The 24,375-nt window shown below is 63.7% G+C and carries 13 protein-coding genes; 7 read left to right on the top strand and 6 right to left on the bottom strand.

Features of this window, described 5'->3' with window-relative positions:
• Positions 1-18 precede the first annotated feature (18 nt).
• On the top strand, positions 19-2,481 hold the full coding sequence (locus BLT98_RS08695; protein ID WP_092606510.1) for a tetratricopeptide repeat protein: 2,463 nt from the start codon (positions 19-21) through the stop codon (positions 2,479-2,481).
• 138 nt (positions 2,482-2,619) lie between these two features.
• Here BLT98_RS08695 and BLT98_RS08700 read toward each other — a convergent pair whose 3' ends face one another.
• From BLT98_RS08700 to BLT98_RS08715, 4 genes are all read right to left on the bottom strand, one after another.
• The gene (locus BLT98_RS08700; RefSeq protein ID WP_070260323.1) at positions 2,620-3,264 is read right to left on the bottom strand and encodes an FABP family protein; all 645 of its coding nucleotides are present in this window, start codon (positions 3,262-3,264) and stop codon (positions 2,620-2,622) included.
• 78 nt (positions 3,265-3,342) lie between these two features.
• The gene (locus BLT98_RS08705; protein ID WP_092606513.1) at positions 3,343-3,867 is read right to left on the bottom strand and encodes a hypothetical protein; all 525 of its coding nucleotides are present in this window, start codon (positions 3,865-3,867) and stop codon (positions 3,343-3,345) included.
• Between the two features lie 2 nt (positions 3,868-3,869).
• Positions 3,870-4,673, bottom strand: a complete 804-nt coding sequence (gene map, locus BLT98_RS08710; protein ID WP_052140206.1) for a type I methionyl aminopeptidase — start codon at positions 4,671-4,673, stop codon at positions 3,870-3,872.
• Between the two features lie 14 nt (positions 4,674-4,687).
• Positions 4,688-5,284, bottom strand: a complete 597-nt coding sequence (locus BLT98_RS08715; protein ID WP_034783384.1) for a TetR/AcrR family transcriptional regulator — start codon at positions 5,282-5,284, stop codon at positions 4,688-4,690.
• Between the two features lie 122 nt (positions 5,285-5,406).
• Between BLT98_RS08715 and BLT98_RS08720 the strand changes: the two genes are divergently transcribed.
• Both BLT98_RS08720 and BLT98_RS08725 read left to right on the top strand, forming a co-directional pair.
• Positions 5,407-6,921, top strand: coding sequence for an AMP nucleosidase (locus BLT98_RS08720; RefSeq protein ID WP_034750639.1), 1,515 nt, complete (start codon positions 5,407-5,409; stop codon positions 6,919-6,921).
• Positions 6,922-7,354: 433 nt separating this feature from the next.
• Positions 7,355-9,877 (top strand): TonB-dependent receptor, encoded by a 2,523-nt coding sequence (locus tag BLT98_RS08725; RefSeq protein WP_070260328.1) that lies wholly within the window; start codon positions 7,355-7,357, stop codon positions 9,875-9,877.
• Between the two features lie 136 nt (positions 9,878-10,013).
• Here the strand turns inward: BLT98_RS08725 and BLT98_RS08730 are convergent, their stop codons facing one another.
• Both BLT98_RS08730 and BLT98_RS08735 read right to left on the bottom strand, forming a co-directional pair.
• Positions 10,014-10,484, bottom strand: a complete 471-nt coding sequence (locus BLT98_RS08730; RefSeq protein ID WP_070260331.1) for a cyanophycin metabolism-associated DUF1854 family protein — start codon at positions 10,482-10,484, stop codon at positions 10,014-10,016.
• A 2-nt stretch (positions 10,485-10,486) separates the two neighbouring features.
• Positions 10,487-12,757, bottom strand: coding sequence for a cyanophycin metabolism-associated ABC transporter (locus BLT98_RS08735; RefSeq protein ID WP_081345909.1), 2,271 nt, complete (start codon positions 12,755-12,757; stop codon positions 10,487-10,489).
• A 467-nt stretch (positions 12,758-13,224) separates the two neighbouring features.
• Between BLT98_RS08735 and cphA (BLT98_RS08740) the strand changes: the two genes are divergently transcribed.
• The 4 genes from cphA (BLT98_RS08740) (at position 13,225) to BLT98_RS08755 (ending at position 24,281) form a co-directional block, all read left to right on the top strand.
• A complete protein-coding gene (gene cphA, locus BLT98_RS08740) occupies positions 13,225-15,402 on the top strand; it encodes a cyanophycin synthetase (RefSeq protein WP_092606516.1) in 2,178 nt (725 codons plus the stop codon).
• Between the two features lie 77 nt (positions 15,403-15,479).
• Entirely contained in the window at positions 15,480-18,050 is a 2,571-nt protein-coding gene (gene cphA / locus BLT98_RS08745) for a cyanophycin synthetase (RefSeq protein ID WP_070260335.1), read from the top strand.
• 173 nt (positions 18,051-18,223) lie between these two features.
• Entirely contained in the window at positions 18,224-21,391 is a 3,168-nt protein-coding gene (locus tag BLT98_RS08750; RefSeq protein WP_092606519.1) for an EAL domain-containing protein, read from the top strand.
• Positions 21,392-21,617: 226 nt separating this feature from the next.
• The gene (locus BLT98_RS08755) at positions 21,618-24,281 is read left to right on the top strand and encodes a TonB-dependent receptor (RefSeq protein WP_244517428.1); all 2,664 of its coding nucleotides are present in this window, start codon (positions 21,618-21,620) and stop codon (positions 24,279-24,281) included.
• Positions 24,282-24,375 lie beyond the last annotated feature (94 nt).

Below are 24,375 nucleotides of genomic sequence, written 5' to 3' on the forward strand. Positions count from 1 at the left end.
GAGAGCAAAAGGACGCGCATGAACCCCAGCACCGACACGGCCACCGATACCCAAGGCAGCGAGGACATGCCCCAGGCATCAGCAACGGCCGTAACGGCGCCAGCGCCCATCAAGCTCGACAAGGAAGAGATACCCACCGTCCTGGGCAAGCTGCGCACCCTGGTGCAGGACAAGACGCGTTTCGAGCCGCACGACATTACGCCGCTGGGCGAAGAAGACGTGCTGCAGGCTTTTTCCCTGCAAGCCAATTACGCACTGGAAGCGCGCTTCGAGCAGCGCGTCATCAATGGCTATTTCGCGCCAGCGGGCAATGACTGCCACTGTGGCTCCCACGAGGTGGGAGCACTCGCTCACGCGCAGGAAAAGGAACGGCTGCGCCGCGCGGCGGGCAAGCTCGATAATGCCTTGCGCCAGGCGGGCCAGGCCTACAACGGCGTCGAAGCGGGCGTCTACCTGCCGCACGCCGTCAAGTACTGGCACCTGGACACTTGCAGCAACTGTTCCGGCAAAGGCCGCATCGGCTGCCACACCTGCCACGGCGCGACGACGGAAACCTGCTGGAGCTGCCACGGCGGGCGCACCGTCAGCTGCGACGCCTATGGCTGCTACGGCAGCGGCAAGGTGTCGTGCTCGTATTGCAGCGGCAGCGGCACGGTGTCCGAGCAGGTCACCGACTACATCACGGTGCAAGTGCCCACTACCACCTACAGCAACGGCAGCTCGCACACCAGCTACCACAGCGAAACGCGGCCCCAGTACCGCACCGAATACCGCTCTTGCTACCATTGCAGCTACGGCAAGGTCAGTTGCAGCACCTGCCACGGATCCGGCAACATCAATTGCGGCACCTGCCGCGCCAGCGGCAGCGTTACCTGCCGCACCTGCAGCGGCGTGGGCGACTTGCGCTGCAACCCCTGCGACGGCTCCGGCAAGGTGGGCAAGGCGGCCTGGGTCGACGTGCACGTGGCGCCCGGCTACAGCGTCAGCCTGCCCAAGCAGGCGCCCGACGACGCGCGCCGCATCCGCGACAAGGAAAGCGTGCACTCACTGGCCGCCATCGCCAGCAGCCTGGCCCTGGCGAAAGTGAGCATTTACAATGAAGACCAGCCGCAGGAAGTCGACGCCCTGTATGCGGCCAAGCTGCGCATCGTGCGCCTGGATGCATCGTGCAACGCAGAAAAGCACCACCTGGTGGCGTATGGCACGGACTTGCGCTGGCTGACCCTGGACGACATCGTGGAAAAGCTGCTGCGCGGCGACCTCAAGGCGCTCAGCGATGCGCTGGCCGGCAGCGCCGACGACGGCCTGTTCTCGGCCCACGTGCAGGGTTTATTGACGCCGCTGCGCGACGTGGCCGCATCGGAACTGAACGCGGACGTGATCGAATCGGTCCTCAGCGGCGACGCGGACCACGCGCACGTCGATGTCGTCTCCGCCGACTATGCGCAGAATGTGCGCACTTGCGTGCTCGGCGCCCTGCGCCAGGTCTACACGCGGCTGGCCAAGCAATTCTGGTGGAAAAGCGCGCTGGCCGCCCTGGCCGCCGCCATCGCCACCTGGTTCTTCGCCGGTCGCGGTGCGGCCGCCGTCGCCGGCTTGCTCGTCACGGGCGCCGGCTACTGGCTGTTCAACCGCAAGGTGAAGGCCGTGCTCAGCGAGGCGCTGGGCGGCGAGCAGCAAGCCGAGCGCGCCATGGGCATCGCCGGCAAGGGCCGCCGCAACCAGCTGGCGCAAGTGCTGATCCTCGTTCCCGCCAGCCTGGCCGTGCTGGCCGCCAGCTATGGCTTGCCTGTGCGCGTGCGCCCGGTTTCCGCGCCGCCACAGGCGGCCATGGCGTCCGTGCCTGTCGCGCCCCATGCGCCGGCCGCCGTGCCGCCGGACGCCAGTAGCGCCAAAGCCGTCAAGCTGTACGAAAATGGCGACAAGGCGCAGGCGCTGGCCATGCTGGAAAGCCTGGTCGGCAAGGGCGACGCCGGCGCGTATGGCCTGTATGGCTGGATGCTGCTGATGGGCGAAGGCAAGCCCGGCCCCGTCACGGCACCGACGGCGCAGCAGCGCGAAGCGCGCCAGCTGGCCGCCAAGCCCCTGATCGGCAAGGGCCTCGTGAAGAACGACAGCTATGCGCTGACGGCGAAAGGCGTGATGCTGGCCGAAGGCTGGCAGGAACCGCGCAACATGGCGCGCGGACTCGACCTGCTGAAACAGGCCGCGAACAAGGGCAATGCGCAAGCCATGCACTTATTGGGGCTGTACCATGTGCGCGGCTACCAGATCCCCGTCAACCACAAGGAAGCGCGCAAATGGTTCACCTTGGCAGCCGACAAGGGCAGCGCGGGCGACATCTACAACCTGGGACTGATGGACTGGGAAGGCGCGGGCTTGAAACGCCCCGACCGCGCCAGCGCCATGCAGCGCTGGAAGATCGCCGCCGCCATGGGCGAGGAGCGCGCGATCAAGGCTGTGGCCCAGGGACAGCCTTAAGGAGCACCTGAGAAAAAGCCCATGGCGTTGTTGCGTTGCCTGGCCGTACGTTCGTACTGCTTGCGGCAACGCGCCTAGCCCTGAGCATTTTTCAGGCGCTCCAGCAGAGCGGCGGAAAAAGTCGCCGCTTTTTGATTTTTACACCGCCGCCAGCGCCTGCAGGGCCATCGGGTTCGGCGTCGGCTCGCCGACTTTGGTCAGCAGGTTGCGGTCCGTATGGTGGAACGGTTCATCCTTGCCACGGATCAGCATGACCGTGTCTTCGTCGTAGCCCCAGGTGCCGTCGGCGTGGATATCGACCTTGATGCGGTATTCGACGGTGGTGAACGCATGTTCGAGGAAAGGGTTCGAGCAGATGCCGTACGCCGTCGAATCGCGCTTGGCCACCAGTTCGAAACTGGTGGCGTCCGCCGTCGTCGTGCCGGACGCCATGGCGATCTGGCCGCGCGGGATGGCCAGGGTCTGGATCACGGCGCCCGTGGCCGGCTCCCACAGCCAGTAGCCCACCTGTTCATGATACGTTTTGACCTGATCCGGCTTGGTGATGTGGATGTAGTAGCGCAAGCCGTAGAACAGTTGCGGGCCGTTGGTGACGGGGTCGATCGGTTGCAGTTCGATGCGCTCGACGAAAGCCTGCTTGCGCGGGCCGTCGGCCTTCGGCTTGACGTCCAGACCGCGCGTGCCTGTCCAGATGCCGGCCATGCCGGTCAATGGGCCCAGGTTGTTCAGAGTGTGCACGTCGGCGGACGGCTCGGTATAGATATCTTCGGGAAAATCGCTCATGCGGAAATCTTCAAAATGGGGCAACAGTGCTTGCCGCCATTGTAAGATGCGCGCCGCCCGGCGGCAAAGCGCCAGCCGTCAGGGAAACTGCGTAGTGTGGCGCTCGATAAACAGCAGGGCTGCGGCAGCCAGCGCGGGGCGCTGCGTTTCAAACACGGCTGCATCGCGCGTTTGCAGCAGGTTGGCGGCCACCTCGGGCAGGCCCAATGCACCGGCGATGATCGCCGCCACCGCGTCGATATTCGCGTACAGGGCGCTGTCGAAGCCTTCCCAGTCCACATAGGCCAGCCACTCGGCCAGCGTGAGCACGCATGCCACTTCCGGCGCCAGGGCCGCGATACGTTCGGCACGCAGCACGCTGTCGCTGCGGACGCCTTCGTGCTGCAGCACGGCCAGCGCCACGTGCTGCAGCGCGTCTTCCGGATCGCGCCGGTACTTGTTCAGCAGACGCTGCGTCAGCGTGTAGCGTTCCACGTCGATGCCGCGCAGGGCGGCCGCCACGTCGCCATCATGCAGCGCCAGGTGGCGCGCCGCGCAAGCGACATCCACGCCGGCTTTCGCGGCGATGATATCGGTGAGCTGCTGCCGGCGCGCGTCATCCATGCTTACACCAGCGGCGCGGTCGAACCGGTCAGGGTGAAGATTTCAAAGCCCGTTTCCGTCACGGCCAGCGAGTGTTCGAACTGCGCCGACAGCGAACGGTCTTTCGTCACCGTCGTCCATTTGTCCGGCAAGACCTTGACCTGGTAGCTGCCCACGTTGAGCATCGGTTCAATGGTAAAGATCATGCCCGGTTCCAGCACGATGCCCGTGCCGGCGCGGCCATAGTGCAGCACTTGCGGCGTGTCGTGGAAGACCTGGCCCACGCCATGGCCGCAGAAATCGCGCACGGAAGAAAAGCCCTGCGCCTTGGCCACCGCTTCAATGGCGGCGCCCACGTCGCCCAAGGTAGCCCCGGGACGCACGGTGTGGATGCCGGCCATCATGGCTTCATACGCCGTGTTGACGAGGCGGTTGGCCAGGATGGAGACGGCGCCCACCTTGAAGGTGCGGCTGGTGTCGCCAAACCAGCCGTTGAACTTCGGCGTCACGTCGATATTGAGGATGTCGCCCACTTTCAGGATCTTGGTTTCGGACGGGATGCCGTGCGTGACCACGTGATTGACGGAGATGCAGCTGGCGTGCTTGTAGCCGTGGTAGTCGATGGTGCCGGGGATGGCGCCGGCGGCGCGCATGAACTCTTCGCACAGGGCGTCGAGTTTGGCCGTCGACACGCCAGGCTTGACGAAAGGCGCGATGTAGTCGAGCGTGTCGGCGGCGATGCGGCCGGCCGCGCGCATGCCGATGAAACCTTCTTCGTCGTGCAGGGGGATTTTCTTGCCGTGTTCAAGCTGGGTGGAATAGCGCATGGTTTTCTTCTTGGTTAGTGTGTGGTGTGGGCGGCCCAGCCGCGCACGGCATCGTGCGAGGCGCGCAGCATGGCGTCGACGCTGGCAGGTATCGGCCGCTCCTGGGTCAGGTAAGGCTTGACGACGGCCACGGGGGCGTCGATCAGGACAAATTTGAGCAGCATGTGATCGAGGTCCAGTTCCGTGGTGGCGGGCATGGCTTCGGCGCAGCGGACAAAGCAGGCGTCGAGCGCGGCCTGCTCTTCTTCGACGGCGGCCAGCAACTCCTCGCTGAGGCCACTGCTGAAATCGGGGCTGTCCGCGCATTGCAGCAGGAAGCGCGCATACACGGGCTTGCGCCGGCACCAGTCCAGCAAGCCGTGCACGCCGGCCCAGGTGTCGCCACCGAGCCAGCGGCTGGCCACTTCCTCGCGGAAGTCGCTCTTCACGCGCAGCCAGGCGCGCGCCAGGATGGCGTTGCGCGAATCGAAGCGGTGATACACGGAGCCGATGGGCGCACCGGCCTTGACGGCGATGGCGGCCATCGAGACGGCACCCACGCCGCACTGGGCGGCGACGGCAATCGCGCTGTCGATGAAGTTGTTTTCGTTGAATTTGGCTAGTCTGACCATTCAAATAGAATACAGATTCTATTTGAATCCGTCAAGCGCTCCCGTTCGGCGAAGACGGGACAAACAAGAGTTGCCTCGCTGCCTTACAATGGTATGCACGAACCGCCACAAGGAGAATCCGCTTGCTTACGCCCCCCTTCATCGCCTCCTCCCGCTTCGACGATCCACGCCTGGCGCTGGAACAAGTGCAAGCCATCTACCGCAGCAGCATCGAACACTTGCGCGATGCGCTGCAGCGTTTTGTCGCCGGCGAAGACATGCACGAAAGAGTCCGCGCCTGCTACCCCTTCGTGCGCATCCAGACGGACACCGTGGCGCGCGCCGACTCGCCGCTGGCCTACGGTTTTGTCGCCGGCCCCGGCGTATTTGAAACCACCCTGACGCGCCCCGACCTGTTCGGCGATTATTACCTCGACCAATTCACCCTGCTGCTGAAAAACCATAACAGCGGCCAGAAGGTGCACCTGGAAGTGGGCGTGAGCGCCCAGCCCATTCCCGTGCACTTCTCGTTCGCCGAGCATGACCATATCGAAGGCAATATGGACGCGGGCCGCCGCCTGGCCATGCGCGACCTGTTCGACCTGCCCGACCTGTCGGCCATGGACGACGGCATCGCCAACGGCACGCACGAACCGGCGCATGGCGAAGCGCAGCCGCTGTCGCTGTTCACGGGGCCGCGCGTGGATTACTCGCTGCAGCGCCTGCGCCACTACAGCGGCACGTCGCCGCAGCATTTCCAGAACTTCGTCCTGTTTACCAATTACCAGTTCTACATCGATGAATTCATCCGCCTGGGCCACGCCATGATGGACCGTGCACCCGATGCGGCCGCGCCATCGGACGACGATGGCTATATCGCCTTTGTCGAACCGGGCAACGTCGTCACGCGCCGGGTCGGCCAGACGGTCGAAAGCGAGGATGCGCTGGGCGCCGCGCCGCCGCGCCTGCCGCAGATGCCCGCCTACCACCTGCTGCGCGCGGACGGCAGCGGCATCACCATGGTCAATATCGGTGTCGGTCCCGCCAATGCCAAGACCATCACCGACCATATCGCCGTGCTGCGCCCGCACGCCTGGCTGATGCTCGGTCATTGCGCGGGCTTGCGCACCACGCAAAGCCTGGGCGACTACGTGCTGGCGCATGCGTATGTGCGCGAAGACCATGTGCTCGACGAAGACTTGCCGCTGTGGGTGCCGATCCCGCCGCTGGCGGAAATCCAGCAGGCGCTGCAGACGGCCGTGGCGGAAATCACCCAGCTGACGGGGCACGATCTGAAACACATCATGCGCACGGGGACCGTGGCCAGCACGGACAACCGCAACTGGGAACTGCTGCCGCAGCGCACGCCGGAGCGCCGTTTCAGCCAGAGCCGCGCCATCGCGCTGGACATGGAAAGCGCGACGATCGCCGCCAACGGCTTCCGCTTCCGCGTCCCCTACGGCACCCTGCTGTGCGTGAGCGACAAGCCGCTGCACGGCGAAATCAAGCTGCCCGGCATGGCCAATCACTTCTACCGCGAGCGGGTCGACCAGCATCTGCGCATCGGCATCCGCGCTGTGGAACTGCTGCGCCGCCAGGGCGTGGACCGGTTGCACAGCCGGAAATTGCGCAGTTTTGCCGAGGTCGCGTTCCAGTAACACCCGCCATGCGCCACGTCAGCCGCCCTCGCCGGGCGGCTTTTTTTTGCCACGCCCCCAGTCACGGCAATGCCGGCCCCCTGCCTTATACGACGAAAATATCGTCACAAAAAAACAACAGCTGTCTAGACAGGCAGCAGGCAAACACCGAACTTTCAACGATCATTTTTACTAATGGCAAATTTAATTTATTTAACAATTAGAATTTAATACTTTCCTGCTCATCACAAATTAAATTCATGTCTCGTCATTCTGGTGTGCGCCATGCGCATGCACAAATACCCGGCAGTTCTTGACAGTCAAGATCAAAAAATGGTCTGATGAATTGCAAATTTAAAATACTAAATTTGTAAACATGGTAACTTTGAAAATAATTTCAAATAGCTAAATAAAACCCTAAGGAAACTAAAGTTTCCTAGTTGGAGGACAGACAATGATTGAAAAGAAATTAAGCAAATCCTTGCGCATGATGTTTGCCGGCACTTTGGTCATGAGCGCAGGTTTCATGCACCAGGCCGCCCAAGCGCAGGAAGCCAAGGCTGACGAGAAATTGCAGCGCGTGGTCGTCACCGGTTCCGCCATCAAGCGCGTGGACGCGGAAACCGCCGCGCCAGTGGAAATTTACAGCAAGAAAGATATCGAGCGCACGGGCGCCACCAGCGTCGCCGAGCTGGTACGCAACCTGGCCTCCATCGACATCAATGACCAGGGCGAACTGAGCGCCAGCTCGCCTTCCGGCTCCGGCACTACCAACATCAAGATGCGCGGCTTGAGCGAGCGCAACGTGCTGATCCTGTTGAACGGCCGCCGCCTGCCGACCAATGCGCTGGCTGACGGTTCGGGCGCGGGCGCCGCAGTTGACGTCAACGCCATCCCGCTGAGCGCGCTGGAACGCATTGAAATCCTGAAAGACGGCGGTTCGGCCATTTATGGCGCCGATGCGGTGGCCGGCGTGATGAACTTCATCACCAAAAAGAACTACCAGGGCCTGGAAGCGAAAACCAGCTACGGCCAAAGCTCGCGTTCTGACGCCAAGGAAAAGACGGCTAACCTCGTCTACGGTTTTGGCGACTATGACACCCAGGGCTTCAACGTGCTGGCCACGGTCGACGTGTTCAAGCGCGATCCGATCTACCGCAAGGACCGCGACCTGACCCGTTCGGCGGACTTCCGCCGTTTTGGCGGCCCCGATGGCCGCAGCGGCTTCCATCCTAGCGGCAATATCGCCGGCGGCGGCACCCTGGTGCCATGCCCACCGGGTGATCTGAGCGCCGGCTCCTGCCGTTTCGACGTCAACAAGACGTTGCTGACCTCGACCAATGGCGCCGACCGCGCCAGCGGCATGCTGATCGGCAGCCTGAAAATCAGCGACAGCATCCGCGCGTTTGCGGAATTTACGTATTCCGAAAGCAAGGATGACTTCGAATCCCAGGCCGCACCTGGCAATTTCCAGGTCAACGGCAAGACTGTTGCCGGCCGCTTCATGCAAATGGGTCCGCGCAAGACCAACCGCAAGGGCACAATGACCCAGTTCTCGACGGGCCTGGAAGGCACGACGCGCGGCATCGACTGGGATGTAGCCATCGGCAAGGGCGTGAGCAAGGCTACCAACCGCGATTCGAACTACGCGCACTACGATCTGTTCAACGAAGCGATCGAGAATGGCTCGATCGACCCGACCCGCACCGACAACGCGCAGGCAGCCGTCGACAAGATCCGCCTGACGCCTACGCGCGCCGGCAAGTCGGAACTGACCTTCTTCAATGCCAAGGCTTCCGCGCCGATCATGGACCTGGCAGGCGGCGCGATGGCTTACGCCGTCGGCGTGTCGTACAACAAGGAAACGCTGAGCGACCAGCCCGACCAGAACCAGATCGATGGCGTGGTCTTCGGCAGCATCCAGCAGGCTGCCGTCAAGGCGGACCGCAATTCCAAGGGCATCTTCGGCGAACTGTCGATTCCATTCCTGAAAAACGTCGAAGCACAGGTCGCCGTGCGCTATGACGACATCTCGAATGTCGGCAGCAAAACCAGCCCTAAACTGGCCTTGCGCTATCAGCCGCTGAACAACCTGATGTTCCGCGGCTCGTATGCGGGCAGCTACCTGGCGCCATCGCTGAAACAGATGTTCGGCGGCGTCGATGCTGGCGCCTACACGACGAACGACAAGGAAGTCTGCAATGCCTTCCCTTCGATCTCGGGTAACTGTACCAACTTCTCCTACTACCAGGTCTCCGGCTCCAACAAGGACTTGAAACCGGAAACGGGCAAGACCTACAACCTGGGCATGGTGTTCTCGCCAGTGAACTCGCTGACGGTCAGCATCGATTACTTCAAGATCGACAAAAAGAACGAAATCGGCACCCTGTCGGAACTGAAGGCCATCGAGCGCGGCAACGTCGAAATCAAGAATGGCGACGCCCGCATCCTGCTGAACAACCAGAACCTGGCCACCACCGAAGTGCGCGGTTTCGATACGGACCTGCGCTACACCTCGCCGCAAACGATGTTCGGCAAATTCACGATCCGCAATGCGTCCACCATCTACACCCGCATGGAAACGCAGGATACGGAAACCGATCCGGTGCAAAGCACGCTGAAGACGTTCATGAATCCGAAGTACCGCAACACGTTCACGGCCAGCCTGGAAAAGGACAATATGTCCGGCTCCCTGGTCATCCGCACGACAGGCGACATGATCGACTCGGACTTGCGCCGCGACGAAATCAAGCCTGGCACCCGCACGATTCCTTCGCACACCGAAGTGGATCTGACGGGCCAGTACGTGGCGATGAAAAACCTGACCTTCACGGCCGGCGTCAAGAACCTGTTCGACAAGATGCCGCCGTTTAGCATCATGGGCGCAGGCAACCAGTACGGCACCCTGGGCTTTGCCCAGCTGTACAACGTGCGTGGCCGTTACTTCTACATCGGCGCAGGCTACAAGTTCATGTAATGTAGCGCAATCCCCGGCGGCCTGAAACGGGCTGCCGGCACGCCCCCCGAAAGCCGCATTCTTATGCGGCTTTTTTCATGTCCGGCAGGCGAAAAAAAAGCCGCTGCAGGCAGCGGCTTTCGGACAGCTCTGGCGCCTACAGGAAGCGGTCGAGTATCTTCCGTGTCGTCTTGTCGATATTAAACATGTCGCGAATCAAAAAGTGGATGCCGTGGTTATCTGCGATCAGCAGCGAAGTGGCGCCGATGCGGCGGATGTCTTCCTCGCCCTTCAGCACGAATTGCGTCTCGCCCCGGTCCGTATCGACATGCCAGGTGCACGGCGTGGCGAAGCTGCTGACGCTTTTCACGCGCGCGATCTCGGGCATGAATTCGCGCCCTTCCAGCTCTTCCTGCAGCAGGCTGCGCGCCGGCTCCGGCAAGGCGTCGATGCGGTCGATCCACGCCACTTCCTTGCCATTGCCCAGCACCAGCGAAATGCCTTCGTCGGGCGACTGGATGGGGAAGGCGCGCACGGGCGCCACACCCTCAAAGACCTGGCCGTCCGCGTCCGTCATCACCAGCTTGCCGAAGGTGTCGCGGCTTAATGTAAAAGTTGTACTGGCCATGCTTATTCCTTGTCATCCAGGGCGAGTTCGTTGTTGCGCGCCTGTGCTTCATAGAGGCGGAAATAGGCGCCCTCTTTCGCCATCAGTTCATCGTGACTGCCCACTTCGACGACCTGGCCGCGATCCAGCACCACCAGGCGGTCGGCCCGGTGCAGGGTCGACAGCCTGTGCGCGATGGCGATCGTCGTGCGGCCCTGCACCAGGTTGTCCAGCGCCTTCTGGATCTCTTTTTCCGTTTCCGAGTCGACCGACGATGTTGCTTCATCCATGATCAGGATGCGCGGGTCGATCAGCAGGGCGCGGGCGATCGAGATGCGCTGGCGTTCGCCGCCGGACAAGCCCTGGCCACGCTCGCCCACCATCGAATCGTAGCCTTGCGGCAAGCGCAGGATGAATTCGTGCGCATGCGCGGCGCGCGCGGCGGCGATGATCTCCTGGCGCGTCGCGTGCGGCTTGCCATAGGCGATATTTTCCGCGATGGTGCCGAAGAACAGGAACGGCTCCTGCAGCACCAGGCCGATGTTGCGGCGGTAGTCGGACACGGCAAACGAGCGGATGTCGACGCCATCGAGCAGGATCGCGCCTTCCGACACGTCATAGAAACGGCAAATCAGGTTGACCAGCGTGCTCTTGCCGGAACCACTGTGGCCCACCAGGCCGATCATCTCTCCCGCCTTGATGTTCAGGGTGATGCCGCGGTTGACGGCCCGGTTGCCATAACGGAAACCGACTTCGCGCAAATCGATGCGTCCTTCGATCTTGTCCAGTTTGACGGGCTGCGCCGGTTCCGGCACGCTCGACACGTGGTCGAGGATGTCGAAGATGCGCTTGGCGGCCGATGCCGATTTCTGCGTCACGGAGACGATGCGGCTCATGGAATCGAGTCGGCCATAGAAACGCGTGCTGTAGGCGATGAAGGCGGTCAGCACGCCGACGGTGATTTCGCCGCGCGACAATTGCCAGATGCCGAAGCACCAGATGACCAGCAAGCCCATCTCCGTCAGGAAGGAAACCGTAGGCGAGAACAGCGACCAAACCTTGTTCAGCTTGTCGTTGACGGCAAGGTTGTGCGCGTTGGCGTCGCGGAAGCGGGCCGCTTCGCGTTTTTCCTGCGCAAACGCCTTCACGACGCGGATACCGGGGATGGTATCGGCCAGCACGTTGGTCACTTCGCTCCACACGCGGTCGATCTTTTCAAAGCCCGTGCGCAAACGGTCGCGCACCAGGTGGATCATCCAGGCGATGAACGGCAATGGCGCCAGGGTCATGATGGCCAGCCACGGATTCATCGACCACAGGATCACGCCCGTCATGATGATCATCAGCACGTCGGAAGCGAAATCGAGCAAATGCAGCGACAGGAAGACGCAGATGCGGTCGCTGCCGCTGCCGATGCGCGCCATCAGGTCGCCCGTGCGCTTGCCGCCGAAAAATTCCAGCGACAGCTTCATCAGGTGTTCATAGGTGGCCGAGCGCAAGTCGGCGCCCATGCGTTCGGACACCAGGGCCAGCACATAGGTCTTGCCCCAGCCCAGCAGCCAGGCCAGCAGGGCCGAACCGAGCAATCCGCTCATGTAGTACACCACCAGCCAGGGATCGATATGCTTGCCGTTCTGATACGGGATCAGCACATTGTCCATCAGCGGCGCCGTCAGATAGGGCGGAATCATGTGCGCGGCCGTACTCAGCAGCATCAGCATGAAGCCCAGGGCCAGCTGGCCACGGTAGGGGTGGGCGAAGCGCCACAGGCGGAACAGGGTCCAGGTCGATGGCGGCGTGTGCAGTACCTTGGCGCAGATCGGGCATTCTTCCTGCTCCGGTTCCAAGGGCGCCTTGCAGCTGGGGCACACTTCCTGCTCCGCTTCCAGCACGGGCTGGCCCGTCAGGTGGCTGTCGAGGCGCTCGACGAACTGTTCCAGCACGCGGATCGCATGCAGGTTCTGGCCCAAAGTGAAGCGCCACGACGCCAGGCGACCGTGGTCGTCGAACAGTTCCAGGTGGCCGACACCGGCGTGGTCATGGTGTGTCAGGCGCAGTCCGGGGCGGAAAGACCAGCTTTTCCAGACGGTATCGCCCGGGGAACGGGCCAGTAAACGCTTCTCTGTGACAACAATTATGCCTTTTGTGAAACGTAATCGCGCATCGAGGTCAACCTCAACGCTACTTAAAACGTTCTCCCCTGGAGAAAGGTTGCTTTCCACTTCCGCCAGCCAGTGTTCCGGCAGCGAAGTGAGGGGAATAGTTGTTGCAGGAACACTCAGTTCAGTTGTCATCGTAAAGCATACTCCGGCTCGAGGCCAAGCCCTTCAGGGCGGGATTTGGGGGATGGGGCAGACGCCCGATCAATGTTTGTGTACTGCGCGATGGCGAGGCAGATGCACCAGTGGCAATTTCCTGTATTGTATCGAATGGATGCCTGCCGGTAAGGAATGATGGCAAAACGGAGCAAAAAAATGAGCGGCCATCGACCAGCGGCAAGTATACAACAGCCCGCTGTTGCGCAAATGCTCCAGCTTAGCCCAGAGTCGGTATCTTTATAACAAGTATGGCAACAATTAGTAACAATTAGAATGACAACACCAGCAGAATACGAGAAGCAAACGCGACAAGAGGCCGCTAAAAGTGGCACACTGCGCATACCCGGGATAAAGAACCAAGCACGAGCCTGAAAAGACTCTGTAGAGCCAACATAAAGTATCTGGCGCCCAGACGCCTGGCTTGTTATCAAGAAACCACTTACATGATCAAGAAGAAGAACATCGAATTTGCCCGCGTCACCCACTTGCGCGGCCCCAACATCTGGACTTACCGCCCGGTGATTGAAGCCTGGGTCGACATCGGCGAACTGGAAGACTATCCATCGAATACCCTGCCCGGCCTGTACGAGCGCCTGGTGGCGTGGCTGCCCGGCATGATCGAGCACCGCTGCGGCGTGGGCGAACGGGGCGGCTTTTTCGAGCGCCTGCGCGAAGGCACGTGGTCGGCCCACATCCTCGAACACGTCGTATTGGAACTGCAAAACCTGGCAGGCATGCGCACGGGCTTCGGCCAGACGCGCTCGACCAGCCAGCGCGGCGTCTACAAGATGGCCTTCCGCACACGCGAAGAGCATGTGGGCCGCGCCGCCCTGGCCGCCGCGCGCGAACTGCTGATGGCTGCCATCAACGATGAAGCCTACGACCTGGAAGCGGCCCTGGCGCCCCTGCGCGACATGGTCGACGCGCGCTGCCTGGGCCCGAGCACGGCCAGCATCGTCGATGCGGCCACCGAACGCGGCATCCCTTCGCTGCGCCTGAACGACGGCAACCTGGTGCAACTGGGCCACGGCGCCGCGCAGCGCCGCATCTGGACGGCCGAAACGGACCGCACCAGCGCGATCGCCGAAGGCATCGCCAGCGACAAGGACCTCACCAAATTCCTGCTCAAATCGTGCGGCGTGCGCGTCCCCGAAGGCAGCCTGGTACGCAGCGCCGAAGCGGCCTGGGAAGAAGCGCAGGACATCGGCGTGCCCGTCGTCGTTAAACCGTATGACGGCAACCATGGCCGCGGCGTATCGCTGAACCTGATGACGGAAGCGGACGTGAAGGCAGCCTACGAACTGGCCGCGCGCAAGGGCGACAGCTCGGCCGTGCTGGTGGAAAGCTTCATCACGGGCGACGAACACCGTCTGCTCGTGGTCGGCAACAAGCTGATCGCGGCCGCCAAGGGCGAATCCCTGTGGGTCGACGGCGACGGCGTCTCCACCGTGCTGGAACTGGTCAACACGCAGATCAATACCGACCCGCGCCGCGGCGAAGGCGAAGATTTCCCGCTGGGTACCGTCAAGCCGCATGAATCGGGCGAAATCGTGCTGGAACTGCAGCGCCAGGGCATGACCGCCCTGTCCGTGCCGCAGGCGGGCCAGAAAGTGCTGATCCAGCCGAACGGCAACGTGGCCATCGACGTCACGGACGACGTGCATCCGTCCGTCGTGCATGCGGCCCTGCTGGCCGCGCGCGTGGTTGGCCTGGATATCGCCGGCATCGACCTGGTCACCACCGACATCACGCGTCCGCTGGAAGAGCAGCGCGGCGCCATCATCGAAGTCAATGCCAGCCCTGGCCTGCTGGCGCACATCAAGCCGGGCGTGGGCCAGCCCCGCCCTGTCGGCGCGGCCATCGTCGACCACCTGTTCGCGCCCGAGGAAACGGGCCGCATTCCGCTGATCGGCGTGACGGGCACGCGCGGCGCCAGCCTGATCGTGCGCATGCTGTGCAAGCTGCTCAACCTGTCGGGCCTGCACACGGGCGCCGTCTGCAGCGAAGGAATGTATCTGGACCAGCGCAGAGTCGTCAGCAGCGATTGCGTGAACTGGGACGCAGGCCAGCGCCTGCTGCTCAACCGCACCGTGCAGACGGCCCTGTTCGAGAGCAATCCGCGCATGATCCTGGCCGAAGGCCTGGCTTACGACAAGTGCCAGATCGGCGTCGTCACGGACATGGGCAGCCTCGATAGCGTCAAGGATTTCGACGTGCTGGACGAAGCGGGCCTGTACAAGGCCGTGCGCAGCCAGGTCGATGTGGTGGTGCCGACGGGCGTGGCCGTGCTCAATGCCGCCAACGCGCACGTGCTGGAACTGGCCGAGCTGTGCGACGGCACGGTGACCCTGTATGCGCAGGATGGCAGCCTGGCCGCCATCGCGGCGCAACTGGCCGCCGGCCAGCGCGCCGTATTCGTGCGCGGCAACCACATCGTGCTGGCCGAAGGCGGCATCGAAACGGTCTTGCTGTGCCTGGACCTGCTGAAACCGGCCACGGCCGGCAATGTCGACAGCGTGCTGGCCGTCGCGGCGGCCGCCTGGGCCCTGAACCTGCCCGTCGATCTGATTTGCGCCGGACTGCGCACCTTCGACGCGGCCCCCGGCTGCATCGGCAACTGACAGCACAGGCAAAGCAGCACTCAAGCCCGGCCATGAAGGCCGGGCCCACAAGAACACAACAGGATTACGGTTTAATTATGGAAGTATCTCGCGTACGGGCCTTGCGGGGCCCTAACCTCTGGAGCCACGACACCGCCGTGGAAGCCATTGTTTCCTGCACCACGCAGGAACTCGACATCGCCCAGCTGCCCGGCTTCGAAGCCCGCCTGCGCGCGCGCTTTCCGCAACTGAGCCCGCTGCAACCGCTGGGCAATTACAACGCCGCGCCGATGGCGCAGGTGCTGGAACTGGCGGCGCTGGGCCTGCAGGCGCAAGCCGGCTGCCCCGTCACCTTCAGCCGCACCACGCCGACCCTGGAAACGGGCATCTTCCAGGTCGTCGTCGAATACTCGGAAGAAGCCGTCGGCCGCCTGGCGCTGGAACTGGCGCAGCAGCTGTGCCAGGCCGCGCTCGACGATGCGCCGTTCGACCTGGCCGGCGCGCTGCACCAGTTGCAGGAACTCGATGAAGACGTGCGCCTGGGCCCATCGACGGGCGCCATCGTCAACGCCGCCGTGGCCCGCAACATCCCGTTCCGCCGCCTGACCGAAGGCAGCCTGGTGACGTTCGGCTGGGGCAGCAAGCAACGCAAGATCCAGGCCGCCGAAATGGACGGCACCAGCGCGATTGCCGAAGCCATCGCGCAGGACAAGGAACTGACGAAAAAACTGCTGGATTCTGCCGGCGTGCCGGTGCCGCACGGGCGTGTCGCCGTCGACGCGGACGATGCCTGGGCCGCCGCCTGCGAGATCGGCCTGCCTGTCGTCGTCAAGCCGAAGGACGGCAACCAGGGCAAGGGCGTGACCGTCAATGTCACCACGCGCGAACAACTGACGGCCGGCTTCCTCGCGGCGCAGGAATTCCGCGACGATATCCTCGTCGAGCGCTATCTGCCGGGCCACGATTTCCGTTTGCTCGTCATCGGCAACAAGATGGTGGCAGCCGCCCGCCGCGACCCGCCGCAAGTGGTGGGCGACGGCCAGCACACGGTGCGCGAACTGGTCGACCAGGTCAACCTGGATCCGCGCCGCGGCAGCGGCCACGCCACCTCGCTGACGAAAATCCGCTTCGACGACATCGCCCTGGCCAGCCTGGCCAAGCAGGGCTATGTGGCCGAATCCGTGCCGCCCGTGGGCCAGCGCGTGATCTTGCGCAATAACGCCAACCTGTCGACGGGCGGCTCGGCCACCGATGTCACCGTCGACGTGCATCCGGAAGTGGCGGCGCGCGCCGTCGCGGCCGCGCACATGGTGGGCCTGGACATCTGCGGCGTGGACGTCGTCTCCGAAAGCATCTTGAAACCGCTGGAAGAGCAGAACGCCGGCATCGTGGAAGTGAACGCCGCACCGGGCCTGCGCATGCACCTGGCGCCGTCGTTCGGCAAGCCGCGTCCCGTGGGCGAAGCCATCATCGCCGCCATGTTCGCCGAAGGCGACGATGGCCGCATCCCCGTCGTCGCCGTCACGGGCACCAACGGCAAGACCACCACCGTGCGCCTGATCGCCCACCTGCTGACGGCTTCCGGCCTGCGCACGGGCATGACCAACACGGATGGCGTGTATATCGAAGGACGCCAGATCGACAGCGGCGACTGCAGCGGACCGCGCAGCGCGCGCAACGTGCTGCTGCACCCGGACGTGGATGCGGCCGTGTTCGAAACGGCTCGCGGCGGCATGCTGCGCGAAGGCCTGGCCTTCGACCGCTGCCAGGTCGCCGTGGTGACCAACATCGGCGCCGGCGACCACCTGGGCCTGAACTACATCACCACCGTGGAAGACCTGGCGGTCCTGAAGCGCGTGATCGTGCAGAACGTGGCCGACAGCGGCGTGGCAGTCTTGAACGCCACCGACCCCGCCGTGGCGCGCATGGCCAAGAATTGCAGCGGCACGGTGACCTTCTTCGCCGCCGACAAGACGCATCCGGTGATGGCCACGCACCGCGCACAGGGCAACCGCGTGGTGTACGTGGAAGACGGCAAGCTGGTCGCGGCGCAGGGCAAGGAACGCCACGAAATCGCCCTGTCGCAGGTGCCGATCACGCGCAACGGCGCCATCGGCTTCCAGGTCGACAACGTCATGGCGTCGCTGGCCGCCGCCTGGGCCGTGGGCCTGGACTGGAAAACCATCGCGCTGGGCCTGAAAACCTTTGCCAATGAAGCCGACAATGCGCCGGGCCGCTTCAACGTCTTCGATTATCGTGGAGCCACGCTGATCGCCGACTACGGCCACAATCCGGACGCCATCCTGGCGCTGGTGCAAGCCGTGGAAAGCATGCCGGCCAAGCGCCGCTCGGTGGTCATCAGCGGCGCCGGCGACCGCCGCGACGAAGACATCCGCCAGCAGACGGAAATCCTCGGCGCCGCCTTCGACGATGTGCTGCTGTACCAGGATCAATGCCAGCGCGGCCGCGCCGACGGCGAAGTCGTGGCGCTGCTGCGCCAGGGTTTGAACGGCGCCAAGCGCACCAGCCATATCGATGAAATCAACGGCGAATTCGTCGCCATCGACAAGGCCCTGGCGCGCTTGAACGAAGGCGATCTGTGCCTGATCCTGATCGACCAGGTGGAAGAAGCGCTGGCGCACATCGCCAAGCGCGTCGCCGAAGCATAAGCGCAGTATCATCGCGCACAAGGGCGGCCTGCGGGCCGCCCTTTTTTATGCGCGCGCGCCGCCTCCCTGCGCGCACCCGCATGGTGCAAAAGCCCCCTTGCAAGCTTGTAAATTCAGGCATGGAAATTGCTCATAAGAAAACATAAATGGGCTGACAAGAAGGTGGGGCACGCATGGTGGGCAGAATCTCGCGCATGATCGGGAAATTGACGGTGGGGCGCAAACTGGCGCTGATCTATTTGCTCGACCTGTCCGCCGTCATCTTCATTTCCGGCATCCTCATCAACGAAAAATACATCGCCATCGATTTCTCGCGCAAGGAGATGGCGGGCAACGACTACATCGCCGCGATCCGCGATGCGCTGCTGCCCCTGGCACGCGCGCAAGACGATGCAGCCGGATCGGCAGCTGCCATCGAACTGGCCGAGCGCCAGTTCGGCAGCGATATGCGCAGCGCGGAATTGAGCAGGGAATTTTCCGCCCTGCTGCGCCAGTCCGGCAGCACGCCCGTTGCGCCGGACGACGGCATCGCGCCCTCGCCCGCCTTCGTTGCCGGACGCGCACTGCTCACGCGCGTGGGCAACCAGTCGAACCTGATCCTCGACCCGGACCTGGACAGCTACTACACCATGTCGCTGGTGATCCTGCGCTTTCCGGAACTGCTGGAAGTGATCAACAGCACGCGCGCCCTGGCCCTGCAACTGGCGACGGCCGAAGGCGCGCAGCGCCAGCGCCTGCAAACCCAGTTCCTGATCCTGGAAGGGCGCATGGACGCCACCATGGGCGGCATCGGCAGCGACTACACGGAGGCGTTCGCGGCCAGCACGCCGCTGCTGCGCCAGCACCTGGACGGCTCGCGCGCGGCCCTGCAGCAAGCCGTGGCGCAGTTTCGCGCCAGCACCCAGGCGCTGGCCGGCGCGCCGTCCCTTGCCGCTGGCAGCGCCGCGCTGCTGCGCCACGATGCAGCCGCCTCTGCGGCCCTGCTGCATGCCTGGCGCGAAGCGGAAGCCGAATTGCACCGCCTGATCCAGCTGCGCGTGGACGGCTTCTTTACGCGCATGTGGCTGCACCTGGGCACGGCCGTGCTGCTGCTGGTAATGATATTGGGCCTGGTGTTTTTCGTCGCGCGCCAGATCGCCCTGCCCATCCGCCGCCTGGCGCGCGTGGCGCAGGAAGTGCGCGAAACGGGCGACCATAGCCTGCGCGCCATCTGGGACAGCGAAGACGAAACGGGGCGCCTGGTCAGCGCCTTCAATACCATGCTGCAGCAGCTCGATTTCCAGCGCATGGCGCAGCAGGAACTGGTGGCCAGCGCCAGCGCGGCCGATGCGCAGCGCCAGCTGGTCGACGCCATTCCCATCCCGCTGATGGTCACCTCGATCCCCCATCACCAGGTGCTGCACGCGAACCAGGCCGCGCACGCGTGGCAGGGCGGCCTGGAATTGGACCCGTGGGTGGGCGGCATGAGTCCGCAAGCCCGTTCGCGCTTCTTCCAGCGCTTGAGCGACCTGGGCGCCGTCGATGAATTCGAAGTGTGCTGGAGCGGCAGCGGCACGCCAACGTGGGCCCTGATTTCCGCGCGACTGATCGACTACCAGGGCCAGCGCGCCGTGCTGTCGACCTTCACGCCGATCAACAAGATGAAGCTGATGGAGTCGCGCCTGGAACTGTGGGCCAAGGTCTTCGAGGCGTCCGCCGAAAGCCTGATCGTGATGGACGCCGGCATGCGCATCATCACCGTCAACCAGGCCTTCCGCCGCCATTCGCTGTACGACATGGTGGAGCTGATCGGCAAGCGCCCGGCCTTTTTGCTCGCCCCCGACAACAGTCCCGAGCAGCTCGACAGCCTGCGCCGGACCCTGGCGCGGCGCGGCTACTGGCAGGGCGAGATCCGGGTGCAGCGCAAGTCGCTGGAAAGCTATCCCGCCTGGCTGGTGATGAACGCCGTGCGCGACCTCGATGGCGTCACCACGCATTTCATCGCCAGTTCGCTCGACATCAGCGAACGCAAGGCCAGCGAGCGGCAGATCGAGCACATGGCCCACCACGACGCGCTGACGGGACTGGCGAACCGCCACGTGTCGAACCTGCGCCTGGCGGCAGCCATCGCGCAGGCGCGCCGCAGCGGCGAAAAGGTGGGCGTGCTGTTCGTCGACCTGGACCGCTTCAAGCACGTCAACGATGCGCTGGGCCACCACGTGGGCGACGCGCTGCTGCAATCGGTGTCGGCGCGCCTGCTGCAGCTGGTGCGCGAAGGCGATACCGTCAGCCGCCTGGGCGGCGATGAATTCGTCGTCATCCTCAATGGCATCGGCGACGCCGCATCCATCGCCGCCCTGCTTGACACGCGGCTGATACCGGCCATGCGCCAGCCGCACCAGGTGGAAGGCAACGAGCTGTATGTCTCGTGCAGCGTGGGCGTGGCCATCTACCCGGACCACGGCGGCGACATGGATACCCTGATGCGCCACGCCGATGCGGCCATGTACCAGGCCAAGAGCGGCGGACGCGATCACGCGCGCATGTTCACGCCGCAGATGCAGGAGCAGCAGTTGCAGCAGCTGCACCTGGAAAGCGATCTGCGTCACGCCATCGAACGGCAGGAACTGGTGCTGTACTACCAGCCGCGCATCGATGCGAAAAGCAGCCGCCTGAATGGCGTGGAAAGCCTGATCCGCTGGCAGCATCCGCAGCACGGCCTGATCGCGCCCGACAGCTTCATCCCCGCCGCCGAGGAATCGGGCCTGATCGTCTCCATCGGCGCGTGGGTCATCCGCGAGGCGTGCCGCCAGCAAGTGGCCTGGCGCGAAGCGGGCGCGGGCGACATCGCCGTGTCGATCAACCTGTCGGCCATCCAGCTGAAGAGCGGCGGCCTGGTGGCCACCTTGCGCGAAGTGCTGCGCGAATTTCCCGTCACGCCGGGACAGATAGAATTCGAGCTGACCGAGTCCATCCTGATGGACAACGTGGACGACACCATCGCCACCCTGCACGCCATCAAGGCGCTGGGGTTTGCCCTGTCGATCGACGATTTCGGCACCGGCTATTCGAGCCTGAACTATCTGTGCCGCTTCCCGCTCGACAAGCTGAAAATCGACATGAGCTTCGTGCAGGACATCCACGGTTCGCCGCAGAATCTGGCGGTGACGAAAACCATCATCGGCCTTGGCCATACCCTGGGTCTGACGGTCACTGCCGAAGGCGTGGAAAGCGCGGCCGATGCCGACGTGCTGCGTCATGCCGGCTGCGATGAATTGCAAGGGTATTACTTTGCCCGCCCCATGCCGCAGGCGCACTTCATGGCCTGGCTGGCGCAAACCACCGCGCCCTGCGCCGCCTGACACTTCCTGTGGAGCGCCCGCAACGCGCAGGCGCCAGGTTCGACAACGCGCGGCGGCCGCCAGGGCGCATGAATGCAGCAGGGATACCGGAATCGGTATTGACATCGCAAAAGAAGTCATTTGTGGGGCAAAGTCATTCCCACCTACCATGTTTCTGAGCAAGTTCCAGCTCTGGCGGCGACTGCCGCAGCGTTCTCAACATAACTAAAATACAGGTGGAGACAAGATGAAGCAATTGATGGCAACGGGCACCCGCACGTCCCGACAAAACACACGATTGACCTTGAAGGCCACGGTGGCCGCCCTGGCCGGCGCCGGCCTGCTGAGCAGCGCTTCCGTCTGGGCGCAACAGGCGCCCGCCGTGGACACGCCAGTGGAAGAAACGGCACCGGCAGCAGCACCGGCGGCCGACAATGCCGGCATCGCCGTCGTCGCCGTCACCGGCGTGCGTCGCGCGGCGCAAAGCGCACAGACGATCAAGAAAAACAACGACCAGGTGGTCGATTCCATCGTCGCCGATGAAATTGGCAAATTCCCCGACAAGAACGTGGCCGAAATCCTCGGCCGCGTGACGGGCGTGCAGATCCGCCGCGAAGGCGGCGAAGCGGGTACCGTCATCATCCGCGGCTTGCCCGGCGTGGTGACCTTGCTCAACGGGCGCGAAATGTTCACCTCCGTGGGCCGCAGCCTGTACCTGGCCGACATCCCGACGGCCATGCTGCAGCGCGTGGACGTGTACAAATCGCAGGGCGCCGACATGGTCGAAGGCGGCACGGCCGGCGTGATCGACGTGCGCACCAACCGCCCCTTCGACTTCAAGGGCTTTACGGCATCGGGCAACGTGCGCGCCGAGCACCGCGACAAATCCGGTTCGACGGACCCGAACGTCAGCGGCATGGTCTCGAACCGCTGGAAGACCCCATACGGCGAATTCGGCGCCCTGCTCGGCCTGTCCTACCAGCGCGGCAAATACTATGACGAGACGATCTGGAATGCCGAACCCGTCAAGCGCCCCGAAGCGGGCAATATCACGGGTCCCGATTCCGTCGGCATGATCCCGACCGTGGGCGACCGCAAGCGCTATGCGGCGAATGCCGCCTTCCAGTGGCGCCCGAACTCGCAGGTGGAAGTGTATGCGGAAGGCATGTCGACCCTGATCAAGCACGCGTTCGACAGCCAGTTCTTCGTCGGTTCCCTGCCGTGGGGCCAGAACCCGGACATCACCCTGATCCCCGGCACCAATCAGGCGGCCACGGTGGGCAAGATCGACGGCCCATGGTCGCCGTTCACGCTGGGCTCGACCCAGGCGCGGCGCGACCGCTCGATCGGTTCGCAAGGCGCCATCGGCGCGCGCTGGGACATCACGCCGCAGCTGCGCGCCACCACGGAACTGGCGCGCACCGTCAGCAACTTCGAGCGCGAATTTCCCATCCTCGACTTCCTCGCCCATCCGACCAGCGTGATCGGCAGCACCAACGTCAACGGCGGCGCGCAGATCAGCTACCCCGGCTACAACATGACGGATCCGAAGAACTACACGCTGCTCGGCTTCTACGACAATCACAGCCACGATGAAGGCAGCTCGACCGACTGGCGCGGCGACGTTACCTACGACATGGACAGCACGGGCTTCTTCCGCGAATTCTCGGGCGGCGTGCGCCTGGCCAAGCGCAAGGCGGAATCGATACGCGAAAAGAACGTGCAAGGCGGACTGACGTCGGTCATGACTGCCGACGCCCTGCCCGGCCTGGCCTGCACTTCGCACAAGAACACGGGCAATTTCGGCCTGCAAAGCTGGCTCACGCCATGCCGCGACTTCATGCTCAACAACACGGATACCTTGCGCCAGCTGTTTACGGGCAGCAGCGAGCGCAGCCCGGACGATCCGATGACCCACTTCAAGGATGTGGAAAAAACCAATGCCGTCTACGGCAAGGCGCGCATCGGCTTTGACCTGGCGCAAGTACCGGTCGATGGCACCCTGGGCGTGCGCGTGGTGCAGACCAAGCAGGACTTGCAAGGCAATTCCTCGCAAAACGGCATCATCACGCCCGTACGCGTGAAGACTTCGGATACGGACGTGCTGCCCAGCATGACCCTGAAAGCCATGCTGCGCCAGGACCTGATCGCCCGCATGACGGCAGGCAAGGCCGTGCAGCGCCCGAACTTCGCCGACTTCAACCCCGGCGTGACCCTGGGCCAGAGCCTGGAAATGGTGCGCCCGACGGGCAACGGCGGCAATCCCGACCTCAAACCCGTGGAAGGCAAGAACCTCGACGTGGCACTGGAATGGTATTTCGCGCAAACGGGTTCCGTCACGGCCACAGTGTTCCGCCACAACTTCAAGAATTACATCCTGTCCGGTTCGGCCAAGGAAACGTATGGCGGCATCGAGTACGACATCACGCGTCCGCGCAACACCTCGAAGGGCCATCTGCAAGGCGTGGAAATGGCTTACCAGCAGTTCTACGACAAACTGCCAGGCTGGATGAGCGGCCTCGGCCTGCAAGCGAACGCCACCTACATGACGGGCGAGCTGGAAGAATTGAATGGCAGCGCGCATCCGTTCACGGGCATGTCGAAATGGTCGGCCAATATCGTCGGCCTGTACGAACAGGGACCGTGGTCGGCGCGCCTGGCCTACAGCTGGCGCGACAAGTACGTCGACGACTACAACTACCGCGGCAAGGGTATCCACCTGACCGTCGCGCCAACCAAGACCCTGGACGCGTCGGTCTCGTACAAGCTCAACCCTAACACCACGGTGACGCTGGACGCGAACAACCTGCTCGACTCGACCTACCGCGACTACCACGACACGCCGGAGTATGTGCGCGACGTGCGGCGCTATGACAAGGTCGTCGGATTGTCGGTCCGCTGGAGCTACTAAAAACGCCCAGGGCGTTGTTGCCGCGCCTCGCCGTACTGTGCGTACTGTCTTCGGCGCGGCGCCTAGCCCTGGACGTTTTTAGGACCGGCAGCAA

Source organism: Janthinobacterium sp. YR213 (genome assembly GCF_900099875.1).
Taxonomy (GTDB): domain Bacteria; phylum Pseudomonadota; class Gammaproteobacteria; order Burkholderiales; family Burkholderiaceae_D; genus Janthinobacterium; species Janthinobacterium lividum.

Excerpts from the sequence above, each read along its gene's own strand:
- BLT98_RS08715 (WP_034783384.1), bottom strand. The coding sequence starts at position 5,284 with ATGGTCAGACTAGCCAAATTCAACGAAAACAACTTCATCGACAGCGCG.
- BLT98_RS08700 (WP_070260323.1), bottom strand. The coding sequence starts at position 3,264 with ATGAGCGATTTTCCCGAAGATATCTATACCGAGCCGTCCGCCGACGTG.
- map (WP_052140206.1), bottom strand. The coding sequence starts at position 4,673 with ATGCGCTATTCCACCCAGCTTGAACACGGCAAGAAAATCCCCCTGCAC.
- BLT98_RS08695 (WP_092606510.1), top strand. The coding sequence starts at position 19 with ATGAACCCCAGCACCGACACGGCCACCGATACCCAAGGCAGCGAGGAC.
- BLT98_RS08730 (WP_070260331.1), bottom strand. The coding sequence starts at position 10,484 with ATGGCCAGTACAACTTTTACATTAAGCCGCGACACCTTCGGCAAGCTG.
- cphA (WP_070260335.1), top strand. The coding sequence starts at position 15,480 with ATGGAAGTATCTCGCGTACGGGCCTTGCGGGGCCCTAACCTCTGGAGC.
- cphA (WP_092606516.1), top strand. The coding sequence starts at position 13,225 with ATGATCAAGAAGAAGAACATCGAATTTGCCCGCGTCACCCACTTGCGC.
- BLT98_RS08750 (WP_092606519.1), top strand. The coding sequence starts at position 18,224 with ATGGTGGGCAGAATCTCGCGCATGATCGGGAAATTGACGGTGGGGCGC.
- BLT98_RS08705 (WP_092606513.1), bottom strand. The coding sequence starts at position 3,867 with ATGGATGACGCGCGCCGGCAGCAGCTCACCGATATCATCGCCGCGAAA.
- BLT98_RS08735 (WP_081345909.1), bottom strand. The coding sequence starts at position 12,757 with ATGACAACTGAACTGAGTGTTCCTGCAACAACTATTCCCCTCACTTCG.
- BLT98_RS08755 (WP_244517428.1), top strand. The coding sequence starts at position 21,618 with ATGAAGCAATTGATGGCAACGGGCACCCGCACGTCCCGACAAAACACA.
- BLT98_RS08725 (WP_070260328.1), top strand. The coding sequence starts at position 7,355 with ATGATTGAAAAGAAATTAAGCAAATCCTTGCGCATGATGTTTGCCGGC.